Source organism: Streptomyces sp. JNUCC 63 (genome assembly GCF_054366325.1).
The window spans coordinates 3,201,919-3,214,184 of the sequence record NZ_CM135963.1 but is presented as its reverse complement, the minus strand read 5'-3'; the positions used below and the strand labels follow the sequence as shown (position 1 = coordinate 3,214,184).

The window sequence follows — 12,266 nt, the reverse complement described above, 5'->3', positions numbered from 1 at the left end:
GGGATACACGAGCGATGTACATGCCCATCGGCAGGACGTGGGACAGAACAGTCCGAGCAGTGGCTTTGGCGGCCACTGGCCTACTGTTGGTGGGCGGTACAGCTACCCAAGCTCATGCCGAGTCCGCACGTTCCCAGCAGTGGCATCTGGACGCCATGCAAGCAGAGAAGATGTGGCGGACGAGCACAGGCGAGGGTGTCATCGTCGCTGTGATCGATACCGGGGTCGACCCGAACAATCCTGACTTGAAGGGCCGGGTGCTCGGCGGCAAAGATTTCGCTCCCGCAAGCCGTGCCGGTGACGAGCACACGGACTACCAAGGGCATGGAACGGGGATGGCTGGCCTCATTGCCGGTACGGGTGCCTACGGCGGTGGAAACGGAGCGTTTGGTCTCGCTCCTGGAACGAAGATTCTCCCCGTGCGAATGCCTGCCACCAACGAAGTCAACCCCTTCGCGGTAGCTGCGTACTTCAGCAAGGCCATCCGTTACGCGGCCGATTCAGGAGCTCGCGTCATCAATATCTCAATGGATGGTGGCACCAACGCCCCAGAGTTGACCGAGGCGGTCAGGTATGCCCTGGACAAGGGTTCATTGATCTTTGCTGCGGTGGGCAATGATGCCGACAAAATTCACCAGATCAGCTACCCAGCAGCCACACCCGGCGTCGTCGGTGTAGCAGCGGTCGGCAGGAATCTCCAGCGGGCATCCTTCTCCCAGTACGGGCCTCAAGTGGATGTCTCGGCTCCTGGTGAAGACATGGTCCACGCCTGCGGTGGCAGGACAGGCCTCTGCAAGACCAGGGGCACCAGTGACGCCACCGCCCTGGCCTCCGCCAGCGCCGCCCTGATCTGGTCCAAGCACCCGGACTGGACCAACAACCAGGTCCTGCGCGTCATGCTCAACACCATCGGCGCTCCCACGGACGGCGCCAAGCGCAACGACTCCATCGGATACGGCATCGTCCGCCCGCGCGTCGCCCTGCAGAACCCGGGCGACCCCGGGCCGGCGGACGTCTATCCGCTCCCGGACTTGGCAGCCGCGGCATCGCCCTCCGCGTCGCCGAGGCCCACCGAGGTACCGAGCAGGGATGCTGACGCAGCAAATGGTGAGGCCGCTGCTGCCACTGCGTCGGCCAAGGACGACGACAGCAACGGCATGCTGTGGGCCGGACTCGGCGCCGGCGCCGTTCTGCTGCTCGGCGGGACCGTGGCGGCCTTCGCCGTCGCGAGACGCCGACGGGCCGACGTTTTCTGATGGCTCTCTGCCTGGACTCCGTGACCGTGCCGGCACCCCCTATCGCTCCAGAAGTCTCGTCCTGGTAGCCGTCGTTGCCCTCCGCGGGGCCCGGACCGGCGGCGCCGGAACACGGCTGTACGTCGACTCGTCGGACGGGCTGCGGGAGAAAGGTGTGGATCGTGAGTGAGAACGGGATTGGCGCCGTACCCGTTCACAGGTGTTGCTACCTTGACCGGAACCAGGCAATCCACTGTGGACGTCGAGTGCTGGGCAAGGACCGAGCGGGGGAAGGGATCGCCCATGGCATGGGATGAATGGGAGCAGCTGAAGGCAGACGCGCTGGCGCGTCGGCAGGGTGGGGCGGCGCACATGCAGCTGAACCAGTTCCCGGCTGACTCCGGAGGGGTCCCCGTCCCCAGCCAGACCGGTGACCTCAAGGTCACGCAGCACGACCTGGCGAAGATCGGCAGTCAGGCCCACACCCTCTACAACCAACTCTGGGACAAGGCCCGTCTGTCGAACACCAGCGTGGACTCAGCGGCCGGCGATCTGACGAAGCAGGGCTTCGCCCTGGGCTCGGGGCTCCAGCACGTGTCGAACAAGTGGGAGAAGCAGCTCAACACGCTGCTGGACGCGTGCGCCCACATCTCCAACCACATGCAGGTGACCAAGAAGATCCATGCGGGCGACGATGCGTATATCCATCGGCAGATGAGCAGCATCGACGTGCTTGACGCCGGCTTCAATGAGCGCGTCGGGGGCCCGGGAAAGCACAACCCGGTCTACGGTTCGCCGGATTCGGCGAAGAAGAACTGATCACACGCAACGGGGACGCTGAATCATGGATCTCGATGCTCTGCGCTTCGCCAACTTCAAGCTGCTCGACGACGCCATCGAGGATTGGTCACTTATCGTTCGGAACCTGGAAAAGCTGGCGGAGGACGCTGAGAAGGGCCTGCACCGGGCTGCGAACACGGCCGACTGGAAGGGTGAGAACAGCCAGGTGACCAAGGAGTTCGTCGGCAAGACGGCCGGCGAGTTCAAGGACGCCCACACCCAGGCCCAGACGATCCACAACGTCCTCAGCGATACCGCCGGGGAGCTCAAGGGCTACCAGAAGCAGCTCATCGAGGCGATCGAGCGCGGGCTGAAGAAGAACCTGACGGTCATGAACACCGGCAAAGGCACCTTCACCGTGACCATGAACGTCCACCCGGACCGCGCCGCCTCCGGCTACACGCCACCGGAGCATGACGAGAGCGACGTCATCGCCCTCCGGGACGAGGTCCAGAAGATCCTTGCCCAGGCCACCGAGAGCGACACCACAGCGAACACGGTGCTCATGGCCCTCGTCGACCAGACCGACTACGGCTTCTCGGACGCGAGCTACAAGGACCGCGACGCGGCCGCAGCCGCCATCAAGGAAGCCGACGAGCTGGCCAAGCTCGTCAAGAAGGATCCGCAGGACCTGACGCCCGCCGAGTTCGACAGGCTCAATGCCGGGCTGAAGAAGTACGCCGACGATCCGTTGTTCGCGGAGCGTTTCGCCACCGACCTCGGGCCCGAGAAGACGCTCGAGTTCTGGGCCGGGATCAACGACCCTCACAAGGCAGTCCAGTTGGGACACGCTCGGCTCGACCAGTACGGCGACCTGCAGCGCAACCTCAGCCTGACGCTCGCCACCGCCTCGCAGAGCGACTCGGCCGCCATGACCGACTGGAAGGGCAAGATGGTCGCGCTCGGCGACCAACGGATCGGCGGGCAGATGGGGCCCATGGGCTTCCAGGTCATGAGCAACCTCATGCGGGTCGGCGACTACGACGACCAGTTCCTCAAGAGCTACGGCACCGCCCTCATGGCCACCGAGCGCAAACTCACCGGCAACGGCGAGCACGCCAACCTGGCCTGGCAACACCTGGGCATGGACCCGTGGCTCAACCGCATGGGCGACGACAGCGGCTCCGACCCGCTGACCGGCTACCTGAGGGCGCTGTCCAACAGCCCGGACGCCGCCACGGACTTCTTCAGCGAGGAGTACCTGCCCAAGGGGGGAGACCACAAAGAGGCTGTCTCCAATTTCAAGTATCTTTTCGAGGACCGGGAGTGGCCGAAGGAGACCGACCTCAAGGGCCACGCCCTCCACACCGGGCAGAACAATCTGGCGATGGCGCTCGAGGCCGCGACGACCGGCCACCCTGCGGGCGAGCAGCCGACCTTGGACACACCGGCGCACAACGAGAAACAGGCCAAGCTCATGGCCGGCGTGGTCCAGTCCATCAGCGAAAATCCCGAGCGCCTGACCAAGAACGGCTACATGTCCGACAGCATCGGGCAGATGGCGTCGGAGTATCTCCCGGACATCAACCGCGCCACGACTGACGTCAAACCTGACTCCGAATACTGGCGGGAGATTGAGAAGCTTTTCCCGGTTGCTGGAGCATCGGCGAAGGTGGATCACACCGACGTGGTCCGATTCCTGATCACCGTCGGGCAGAACCCCGAGGGCTACTCTGCCGTGGAGGTCGGCCAGAAAGACTACATGGCCAAACTCATGGAATACCACCTCAATCCGGACGTGCCCGAGGATCAGCGATACAACCAGAGCGTGGAGAACACCGTCAAGGAGATCTCCCGGCGGTCGGCGGAAGTCGGCGGCTCTTTGGCCATTGGACGCCAGGAGGCCGTGCTGGGCCCCGCGAAGGTAAAGGATGAAGACTACAACCACGCCGTCGCACAGTTGAGGAACGTCACAAGCGGCGCCATCAGCACCGGTATCGGAGTGGGGACAAGTTTCATCGGGTCGCCAGTGGCGGGTGCCGCTGCTTATGGCGTCGCCAGTACTGTCAGCAGCGTCGTACTCGAAGAATTGTTCAACGGTGTATCGGGAGACAACCTCAAGGAGAGCGGGCTCGACTCGGGGCGGCTTTGGGCGGAAAGTAAAAAGAGGAACACCGAATTGGCCCAGTGCGCTGCTGTCGAGGCTGCCAAGGTGAACCACTCCCCGTACGCGCACCAGGTGGGCGAGTGGGCGCGCCAGGGCACTGAGGGAGGCTTCGACACCGCTGCGGCGAACGGGCGTCACATGGCCGACGACCTTGAAACAGAAATCCCCTAGTAAGGACCCGAACGATGTCGCTCATCCGTCGTCGCTTCTCCGCGGCTCGCATCGTCTGTCTCCTGGCCGCCGGCATGGTCCTGACTGCCTGTTCTTCAGGATCGTCGCAGGACAAGCGGGAATACGGCATTCCGTCTTCGTTGTGCGGCACGGCGGTGTCTTCCTCAGCTCTCGAACCGCTTCTTCCGCCGGGTAAGAAGCTCTGGCCCATGAAGGGCGGCATCACCGGCTACGCGCGTTGCCAACTGCTGGTTGACCGGAAGCTTGCCGTCGACAGCATCATTCAACGGTCGTCACCGGGGACCACCCTCACTAAGATCGCATACGGCGAACACCACTTGAGGCCCGCCGATGTCAAGAAGAAGAAGGAGCAGTACATCATTTCCGACTCAGCCGCGGTAGGGCACGTAAGGTGCAGCAAGAAGCGCAAGGACGGCGCAGAAGTCTTCACAGTGATCAGTAAGGAGCAAGGCTCGGTCGGCGTAGCGGTCATGGAAAAGGTCATCACCGAGTTCACTGATGCGGCTTCCACGTCCGAGCTCTGCACCGAAGACGACGTCGCCCCGTCAGCGGACTCCGGTCGCTGACTGATCCGGCGGTTCGCCCGTAATATCCCCTGCGGTTTGAGGGTGGGCCGTCACACCGCCACCACGGCAATGACGGAAGTCTGAGTCGGCTCGCACAGCACTGCACCCGGAGCCTCATGCCGACGTCCTGGTAAATCCTGACAGCCCATCTGCCGATCCACCCGGCAGGTGGGCTGCGATGGCCTCTTGGGGCCGCTTGGAGACGGTTATGCCGAGCTGGGCCGCCTCATGGCGCGTTCTGGCGTCCAGTGTCTCGTCGCTCTTGACTGTGGTCCGCTACATGCATGCCGGCATGCCGGCATGCCGCTGCCGCGCGTACGCCCTCCGGGATCGGTCTGTGCGAACGACAGTGCAGGATGGTGCGACTCCGGTGCGCTTTGCCCCATACACATCAAGAGCTGATCAGGCCAACTGGCCCAGGACCTGGGCGTATGAGCGGCGGAACATGCCGAAACGTGCGGAACATACAGATGCGTGTGGCGGGGCTGGGATGAGAACAGGCCGTGCGGAGCGGCGACGTGAGGCCCGGCGGGAGCGCCGTGCGCGGGTCGAGAGGCTCGCCGAGACGATGGCGGCGCCGGAGGTGCCGCTGGTGTGGGGTGCCGGGTGGGGCGGAAGGGCGACGGCGGCGGCCTGGTGCGTCGTGTTCGTGGTACTGGCCGATCAGCCGTCCGGGGCGGGCCTGGCACATCCGCAGCCGGGTCACTTGATCTCCGCGCTGTGGTCCTCGCTGGTCGTCGGATGGCTGTGCAGCTGGCTGGCGCTGTGGCGGATCACCGCTGACCGGGACGGTGTGTACATACGCCGTCTGTGGTCCACACGGTTCCTGCCGTGGTCGACGATCAGCCGTGTGGAGATGCGGCACGACGGGCAGCTGGAGTTCTTCGGTCCGGAGAAAGAGCCCATGGCCGGACTGTTCGCGCCGCCCTGGCTGAGCCGTGTCGTCCGCCGTTCCGGCAGGGGAGGCCAGGCGGCGGCCGACACGCTGACCGCCATAGCCCGGCACAGTCACCTGCGCCCCACCGCGCAGGCCGAACGTGCGCTGATCGGCTCGGAACTCGTCCGATGGGCGGTCGCCCTGGCCGGCGGGCTGTACATCGCGGCCGAATTCCTGCACCGCTGACACCTCCTGCCCGTGTCCACCCCGGCACCGTCTCAGCAGTGAGGAATGAAGGCGTGAATCCGTACCCGAACCGGACCACGCTGATCGGCTTCACCGTGTTCCGGCTCCCGCCGGCCGCAGCCCGGAGCGCCGGCTGGACTCCGCCTTGGCTGCGCAGGCAGCGCGGTCCCGTCCGGCTGTTCGGTGCGGCGGGCCTCGTACTGTGCGCGGGCGTGCTGGGCAACACGATCCCGGGCCGGCCCGTGCCGACGCCGACACGCCGGCCTGCACCTCCTGCACCGGCAGCGCTCTGATTTTCGTGTACGCGGCCCTGCTCATCGTCTACGCCGTCCCTGCCGACGAGGCCCGAGACGAGCCTCGCCGAGGACAGGGCGTCGGCGAGGCGAGGAGCGAGACCGTCGAGCCCGTGACGTAGTTGTCCTCGTCACACGTTTGCCTCCGACGGCCATCGGAGGCGTCCAGCACCGTACTGTTGGTGGTGGTTTGTCCCCTGTCTGCGGCTGGACCGTCTCGCATAGTGGACTCCTGGTGATCGATCACTGGTCAGTACATTGACATAGGAGTAACACTGAAGGGTCGGTCGTTTCCCGGATGGACCATTCCCGGGACGGCCCTGTCCCTGCGCGGAGGCAACGGCGCCTAGCGCTTCATCGCCGGTTCGTACCGGCAGTTGTGCCAGAAAGGGGTCCGCCGTGACGCGACTCGACACGAAGGCCTCGCTCGCCTCCCTGCTCACCGAGATCGAGCGCCGCAATCCCGCCCAGCCCGAGTTCCACCAGGCCGCTCACGAGGTGCTGGAGACGCTGGCGCCGGTGCTCGCGGCCCGGCCGGAGTACGCGGAGGCGGGGCTTGTCGAGCGGTTGTGCGAGCCGGAGCGGCAGATCATCTTCCGGGTGCCGTGGCAGGACGACCGCGGGCGGGTGCACGTCAACCGCGGGTTCCGGGTGGAGTTCAACAGCGCGCTCGGCCCGTACAAGGGCGGCCTGCGCTTCCACCCGTCCGTGAACCTCGGCATCATCAAGTTCCTCGGCTTCGAGCAGGTCTTCAAGAACGCGCTGACCGGGCTCGGCATCGGTGGCGGCAAGGGCGGCAGCGACTTCGACCCGCACGGGCGCAGCGACGCGGAGGTCATGCGCTTCTGCCAGTCGTTCATGACGGAGCTGTACCGGCACATCGGCGAGCACACCGACGTGCCCGCCGGTGACATCGGCGTCGGTACCCGCGAGATCGGCTACCTGTTCGGCCAGTACCGGCGGATCACCAACCGCTGGGAGGCCGGCGTGCTCACCGGCAAGGGCCAGGGCTGGGGCGGCTCCCTGATCCGGCCCGAGGCGACCGGCTACGGCAACGTGCTGTTCACGGGCGCGATGCTGCGCGAGCGCGGCGAGGACCTGGAGGGCCAGACGGCGGTCGTCTCCGGCTCCGGGAACGTCGCGATCTACACCATAGAGAAGCTGCTGGCCCTCGGCGCCAACCCGCTGACCTGCTCCGACTCCGGCGGGTACGTGATCGACGACAAGGGCATCGACGTCGAGCTGCTGAAGCAGATCAAGGAGGTCGAGCGCGGCCGGATCAGCGAGTACGCCGAGCGCCGCGGAGCCTCCGCGCGGTTCGTGCCCGGCGGGCGGGTCTGGGAGGTTCCGGCGGACATCGCGCTGCCGTCCGCGACGCAGAACGAGCTCGACGAGAAGGACGCCGAGGCGCTCATCCGCAACGGGGTGAAGGCCGTGTCCGAGGGTGCCAACATGCCGACGACGCCCGAGGCCGTGCACCTGCTCCAGAGCGCGGGGGTCGCCTTCGGCCCCGGCAAGGCGGCGAACGCGGGCGGGGTCGCGGTCAGCGCCTTGGAGATGGCGCAGAACCACTCCCGTACGTCGTGGACCGCCGCCCGCGTGGAGGAGGAGCTCGACGGCATCATGTGCGACATCCACACCACCTGCCACGAGACCGCCGAGCGCTACGGCTCCCCCGGCGACTACGTCACCGGGGCGAACATCGCCGGCTTCGAGCGTGTCGCCGACGCGATGCTCGCCCAGGGCGTCATCTGACGTTTCAGGTCAGGGACACACTTCCCGGTGCTGCCGCGGACGGTCGCGGTCTGCGGCGGCACCGGTCGGCGAGGGTCTTGATGTCCACGGGGGTGTCGTCCGGCAGGGACTGGATGTGCACGGCCGGCGCGGTGGCGACCAGCGAGAGTTCCGGGTGCTGGGCGAGGTGGCCGCCGATCACCGTGAAGCGGGCGGTGTGGCGGGTGTTTTTGTGCGTGACGCCGTGGGCGCGCGGGCGGGGGCGTGGATTCGCCCGGGAGTGGGGTTCGTTCGCGGCAACGGCTGACTGGGCGTGCGGGGGCACGTCAGGGTTCACCGAGGGCCCGCAACTCACCCTCGCGCCCGGCGCCTGGGCGCACTTCGTGGCGTACGCCTCGGAGAGCCGACCACTCAACGGCACGTGTCCCCGCGCCCGGTCGTCTCGCCGGGCGCCGTCGCCAGGCGGCCCAGCAGCTTGGCGTAGACCGTCGTCGCCGCGGCGACGATCGTGGGGATGAGCGCCAGGACCAGGACGACGAGCAGCACCGGCCACTGGCGCATTCCGTCGTCGCAGGCCGGCCCCTCTTCCTGGAGCGCGGCGATCAACGGGCCCTGGCAGCCCCGGCCGTCGGCGGAGGCGTCGGGGCTGTCCGAGGCGAGCATCAGGACCGCGAAGAGCCCCCACATCAGCAGTGCGGTCAGTATCCAGGCGACCGACCACTTGTCCATGCGGGTCGCGTCCCGGAGTGTCTTGTCGTGCCCACGGTTTCCGTCCACGGGTGCCGCCGCTCCGGGCAGTTCCCCGGTGTCGTGCGCGTCGGCTGCCGTCATCCCGTCCCCCGAGTGTTCGCGGTGTGTGCTTCTGCCTTCGGCGCCCGACCCTAGCGTGAAGATCACAACCCGCCCGCGCAGGCCGCCCCACAACAGCAGGAAGAGCTGCCGTTCGAGGATGCGGAGAACCCTCCGCGGGTCGGACCGGCGGAGCCGTCCGCGCGGATGACAACACGGGTCGTCCTGTCGGTTCGGAGCCCTGTCAGGTGCCGAGGTCCTCGATGATCTCCCTCACCTGGCGACTCAGTGTGGGGGTCCACCACGCGGACAACGGCGCCAGCCGGGCGACGGCCGCCCCCAGCCACTCCGGGTCGCCCAGGCGGTGCAGCGCCCTCGCTTCGGACGTCCTCCGGAACAGGGCTTGCACCACGTAGACGTGGTTGCCCGTGTAGGGGCGCTGGTGATGGGTGTAGGTCACCGACCAGGGCTCGTACGGATGGCGAAGGATCCCGTTCAGGGAACAGCCGCTGGGGCCGGCCTCCATCTGGCTGTCGGCGAGCGCGGCCAGCACGCCCATGGTGCGAGTGGCGTGCCGCGCCTTGTAGGTGGCTCGGATGTGCAGCTCCACGAACTTGGACCACGGGACGACGGCCGGGAGTTCCGGCGCTCCGTGCCGGTGGTGCTCCAAGCCCTCGGCGGTGAGAGCCAGGCACGAGCCGCCCTCCCGCTTCGGGTCCCCGATGATCCAGCGGTCCCCGACCAGTTCCAGTGGCCCCAGGTACGCCGCCATGATCCCCCCGTCGGCCGTGTGTTCGCCCGATCCGGGACCCTACCCTCCGGCCGGTCCCGCTCACTCCGCGTGCGCGGACGAGGTACGGCTCCGGCCGTGGGTCCAAGGGGCCCACGTTTGACCCACGCCACTCCCGGGGTATTCTCCCCGGTCCGATTGGCCAGCGCCGTGCTCGCTGTGGCAGACTGTCCGAGTTGCTCGGTCGAGTGTTGATGCCGCGCGCCTCCCGCCGGGAGGACCGGAAGCGAGTCCCACGGTACTCGTCGTCCTAACTGCCTCACGGCAGCGCTGGGGCGGACGTACGGGAATCTTCCGGGAAGTGTGGGTGCGACGCCGGCCAGGCGCCCGGTGGGTCTTCAGCCCCCGGCTAGCGGTGGTGGCAGGCCGTGCGCAATCCCGCAGGGGTGTTCGAAACAAGGGGCATCCGTGTCAGCGGGACCGCGACACGCCCGACCGCGTGGGTCGGAGAAAAGCAAGGGAACACCGGGTTCCAGAGCGTGAGAAGAGACAGGACTACGGAGTAGCCATGGCGGGACAGAAGATCCGCATCCGGCTCAAGGCCTACGACCACGAGGTCATCGACTCCTCGGCGAAGAAGATCGTCGAGACGGTGACCCGTACCGGTGCGTCGGTCGCGGGCCCGGTGCCGCTGCCCACTGAGAAGAACGTGTACTGCGTCATCAAGTCGCCGCACAAGTACAAGGACTCGCGCGAGCACTTCGAGATGCGCACGCACAAGCGCCTGATCGACATCCTCGACCCGACCCCCAAGACCGTTGACTCTCTGATGCGACTCGACCTCCCGGCCGGTGTCGACATCGAGATCAAGCTCTGAGGCGCGGTGATCTGAGAGATGGCTAAGCAGATCAAGGGCATCCTGGGCGAGAAGCTCGGTATGACGCAGGTCTGGGACGAGAACAACCGTGTCGTCCCGGTCACCGTCGTCAAGGCCGGGCCGAACGTCGTCACCCAGGTCCGTACGAACGACGTCGACGGCTACGAGTCCGTCCAGCTCGCCTTCGGCGAGATCGACCCGCGCAAGGTGAACAAGCCCCTCAAGGGCCACTTCGCGAAGGCCGACGTCACCCCCCGTCGTCACCTCGTCGAGATCCGCACCGCGGACGCCGCCGAGTACACCCTCGGCCAGGAGATCACCGCCGAGGTGTTCGAGGCCGGCGTGAAGGTCGACGTCACCGGCAAGAGCAAGGGCAAGGGCTTCGCCGGTGTCATGAAGCGCCACAACTTCGGTGGCCTCGGCGCCGGGCACGGCACCCAGCGCAAGCACCGCTCGCCCGGCTCCATCGGTGGCTGCGCCACCCCGGGCCGTGTGTTCAAGGGCCTCCGCATGGCGGGTCGCATGGGCAACGAGCGGGTCACCACCCAGAACCTGACCGTCCACGCCGTTGACGCGGAGAAGGGTCTGCTGCTCATCAAGGGCGCGGTTCCCGGTCCGAACGGCGGCCTCGTCCTGGTCCGCACCGCGGCCAAGGGGGCCTGAGGTAACCGATGAGCACTGTTGACATCCTTTCGCCGGCGGGCGAGAAGGCCGGTACCGTCGAGCTCCCCGCGGAGATCTTCGGCGTTGAGAAGGTCAGCATCCCGCTGATCCACCAGGTCGTCGTCGCGCAGCTGGCCGCTGCCCGTCAGGGCACCCACAAGACCAAGACCCGCGCTGAAGTCCGTGGCGGCGGCAGGAAGCCGTACCGTCAGAAGGGCACCGGTCGCGCCCGTCAGGGTTCGACCCGCGCGCCGCAGTTCGCCGGCGGTGGCGTCGTCCACGGCCCGCAGCCGCGTGACTACTCGCAGCGGACCCCGAAGAAGATGAAGGCCGCGGCCCTGCGCCACGCCCTCACCGACCGGGCCCGCCACGACCGCATCCACGTCGTCTCCGGCGTGGTCGAGGGCGAGACCCCCTCCACGAAGGCCGCCAAGTCGCTGTTCGGCAAGATCTCGGAGCGCAAGAACCTGCTCCTGGTCGTCGACCGTGCCGACGAGGCCGCGTGGCTGTCCGCCCGCAACCTGCCCCAGGTCCACATCCTGGAGCCGGGCCAGCTGAACACGTACGACGTTCTCGTCTCGGACGACGTGGTCTTCACCCAGGCCGCTTTCGAGTCCTTCGTCGCCGGCCCGAACAAGGCCAACGACAACGAAGGGAGCGAGGCCTGATGGCTACGCGTCACCCGAGCATCGCCTCGAAGGCGGCCAAGGCCGCCAAGGCCGCGCGTGTCGCCAAGGCGCGCCGCCACGCCGCCGAGGGCAAGAACACCGTCGAGACCCCGCTGAGCAAGTCGTACACGGACCCCCGTGACGTCCTGATCAAGCCGGTCGTCTCCGAGAAGAGCTACGCGCTGCTCGACGAGAACAAGTACACGTTCGTCGTCGACCCGCGTGCCAACAAGACCCAGATCAAGGAGGCCGTCCAGGCGGTCTTCGAGGTCAAGGTCACCGGGGTCAACACGATCAACCGCCAGGGCAAGCGCAAGCGGACCCGCACCGGTTTCGGCCAGCGTGCGGCGACCAAGCGCGCGATCGTGACCCTCGCCGAGGGCGACCGTATCGACATCTTCGGCGGTCCGACCGCCTGACGGCGGTCGGAGCGTCCAGATAGTCCGGAT

Annotated in this window: 13 protein-coding genes; 10 read left to right on the top strand and 3 right to left on the bottom strand. The window is 67.1% G+C overall.

Annotated elements, in window-relative coordinates; translation table 11 throughout:
- The first annotated feature begins 155 nt into the window (after window positions 1-155).
- From mycP to gdhA, 6 genes are all read left to right on the top strand, one after another.
- Complete coding sequence (gene mycP / locus ACX25U_RS14560) at window positions 156-1,256, top strand: type VII secretion-associated serine protease mycosin (RefSeq protein WP_454392223.1); 1,101 nt, start codon at window positions 156-158, stop codon at window positions 1,254-1,256.
- 282 nt (window positions 1,257-1,538) lie between these two features.
- Complete coding sequence (locus tag ACX25U_RS14555) at window positions 1,539-2,054, top strand: hypothetical protein (protein ID WP_454392221.1); 516 nt, start codon at window positions 1,539-1,541, stop codon at window positions 2,052-2,054.
- A 25-nt stretch (window positions 2,055-2,079) separates the two neighbouring features.
- Window positions 2,080-4,353, top strand: a complete 2,274-nt coding sequence (locus tag ACX25U_RS14550; protein ID WP_454392219.1) for a hypothetical protein — start codon at window positions 2,080-2,082, stop codon at window positions 4,351-4,353.
- A 14-nt stretch (window positions 4,354-4,367) separates the two neighbouring features.
- A complete protein-coding gene (locus tag ACX25U_RS14545; protein ID WP_454392217.1) occupies window positions 4,368-4,940 on the top strand; it encodes a hypothetical protein in 573 nt (190 codons plus the stop codon).
- A 490-nt stretch (window positions 4,941-5,430) separates the two neighbouring features.
- Window positions 5,431-6,063: a PH domain-containing protein gene (locus ACX25U_RS14540; RefSeq protein ID WP_454392215.1), complete on the top strand. Its 633-nt coding sequence runs from the start codon at window positions 5,431-5,433 to the stop codon at window positions 6,061-6,063.
- Between the two features lie 692 nt (window positions 6,064-6,755).
- A complete protein-coding gene (gene gdhA, locus ACX25U_RS14535; protein ID WP_454392213.1) occupies window positions 6,756-8,111 on the top strand; it encodes an NADP-specific glutamate dehydrogenase in 1,356 nt (451 codons plus the stop codon).
- Window positions 8,112-8,115: 4 nt separating this feature from the next.
- Here the strand turns inward: gdhA and ACX25U_RS14530 are convergent, their stop codons facing one another.
- The 3 genes from ACX25U_RS14530 to ACX25U_RS14520 all read right to left on the bottom strand — a co-directional run bounded on the left by ACX25U_RS14530 (window position 8,116) and on the right by ACX25U_RS14520 (window position 9,651).
- Window positions 8,116-8,505 (bottom strand): hypothetical protein, encoded by a 390-nt coding sequence (locus tag ACX25U_RS14530; RefSeq protein ID WP_458633809.1) that lies wholly within the window; start codon window positions 8,503-8,505, stop codon window positions 8,116-8,118.
- Complete coding sequence (locus tag ACX25U_RS14525) at window positions 8,502-8,921, bottom strand: hypothetical protein (RefSeq protein WP_454392209.1); 420 nt, start codon at window positions 8,919-8,921, stop codon at window positions 8,502-8,504. Before ACX25U_RS14525 ends, ACX25U_RS14530 begins: the two co-directional genes overlap by 4 nt.
- Window positions 8,922-9,123: 202 nt before the next feature.
- On the bottom strand, window positions 9,124-9,651 hold the full coding sequence (locus tag ACX25U_RS14520) for a hypothetical protein (protein WP_454392207.1): 528 nt from the start codon (window positions 9,649-9,651) through the stop codon (window positions 9,124-9,126).
- Window positions 9,652-10,177: 526 nt separating this feature from the next.
- Between ACX25U_RS14520 and rpsJ the strand changes: the two genes are divergently transcribed.
- From rpsJ to rplW, 4 genes are read left to right on the top strand one after another with little or no spacing between them, the layout of a single operon-like run.
- On the top strand, window positions 10,178-10,486 hold the full coding sequence (rpsJ, locus tag ACX25U_RS14515; RefSeq protein ID WP_003948644.1) for a 30S ribosomal protein S10: 309 nt from the start codon (window positions 10,178-10,180) through the stop codon (window positions 10,484-10,486).
- Window positions 10,487-10,504: 18 nt separating this feature from the next.
- Window positions 10,505-11,149: a 50S ribosomal protein L3 gene (gene rplC / locus ACX25U_RS14510; protein WP_454392205.1), complete on the top strand. Its 645-nt coding sequence runs from the start codon at window positions 10,505-10,507 to the stop codon at window positions 11,147-11,149.
- 8 nt (window positions 11,150-11,157) lie between these two features.
- Window positions 11,158-11,817, top strand: coding sequence for a 50S ribosomal protein L4 (rplD, locus tag ACX25U_RS14505; protein ID WP_454392203.1), 660 nt, complete (start codon window positions 11,158-11,160; stop codon window positions 11,815-11,817).
- A complete protein-coding gene (gene rplW / locus ACX25U_RS14500; RefSeq protein WP_389828173.1) occupies window positions 11,817-12,236 on the top strand; it encodes a 50S ribosomal protein L23 in 420 nt (139 codons plus the stop codon). The genes rplD and rplW overlap by 1 nt, the downstream gene beginning before the upstream one ends.
- Window positions 12,237-12,266 lie beyond the last annotated feature (30 nt).

Coding starts and splice junctions, on each gene's coding strand:
- mycP (WP_454392223.1), top strand. CDS start 156: ATGCAAGCAGAGAAGATGTGGCGGACGAGCACAGGCGAGGGTGTCATC.
- ACX25U_RS14525 (WP_454392209.1), bottom strand. CDS start 8,921: ATGACGGCAGCCGACGCGCACGACACCGGGGAACTGCCCGGAGCGGCG.
- ACX25U_RS14550 (WP_454392219.1), top strand. CDS start 2,080: ATGGATCTCGATGCTCTGCGCTTCGCCAACTTCAAGCTGCTCGACGAC.
- ACX25U_RS14555 (WP_454392221.1), top strand. CDS start 1,539: ATGGCATGGGATGAATGGGAGCAGCTGAAGGCAGACGCGCTGGCGCGT.
- ACX25U_RS14520 (WP_454392207.1), bottom strand. CDS start 9,651: ATGGCGGCGTACCTGGGGCCACTGGAACTGGTCGGGGACCGCTGGATC.
- rplD (WP_454392203.1), top strand. CDS start 11,158: ATGAGCACTGTTGACATCCTTTCGCCGGCGGGCGAGAAGGCCGGTACC.
- rplC (WP_454392205.1), top strand. CDS start 10,505: ATGGCTAAGCAGATCAAGGGCATCCTGGGCGAGAAGCTCGGTATGACG.
- ACX25U_RS14545 (WP_454392217.1), top strand. CDS start 4,368: ATGTCGCTCATCCGTCGTCGCTTCTCCGCGGCTCGCATCGTCTGTCTC.
- rplW (WP_389828173.1), top strand. CDS start 11,817: ATGGCTACGCGTCACCCGAGCATCGCCTCGAAGGCGGCCAAGGCCGCC.
- ACX25U_RS14540 (WP_454392215.1), top strand. CDS start 5,431: ATGAGAACAGGCCGTGCGGAGCGGCGACGTGAGGCCCGGCGGGAGCGC.
- rpsJ (WP_003948644.1), top strand. CDS start 10,178: ATGGCGGGACAGAAGATCCGCATCCGGCTCAAGGCCTACGACCACGAG.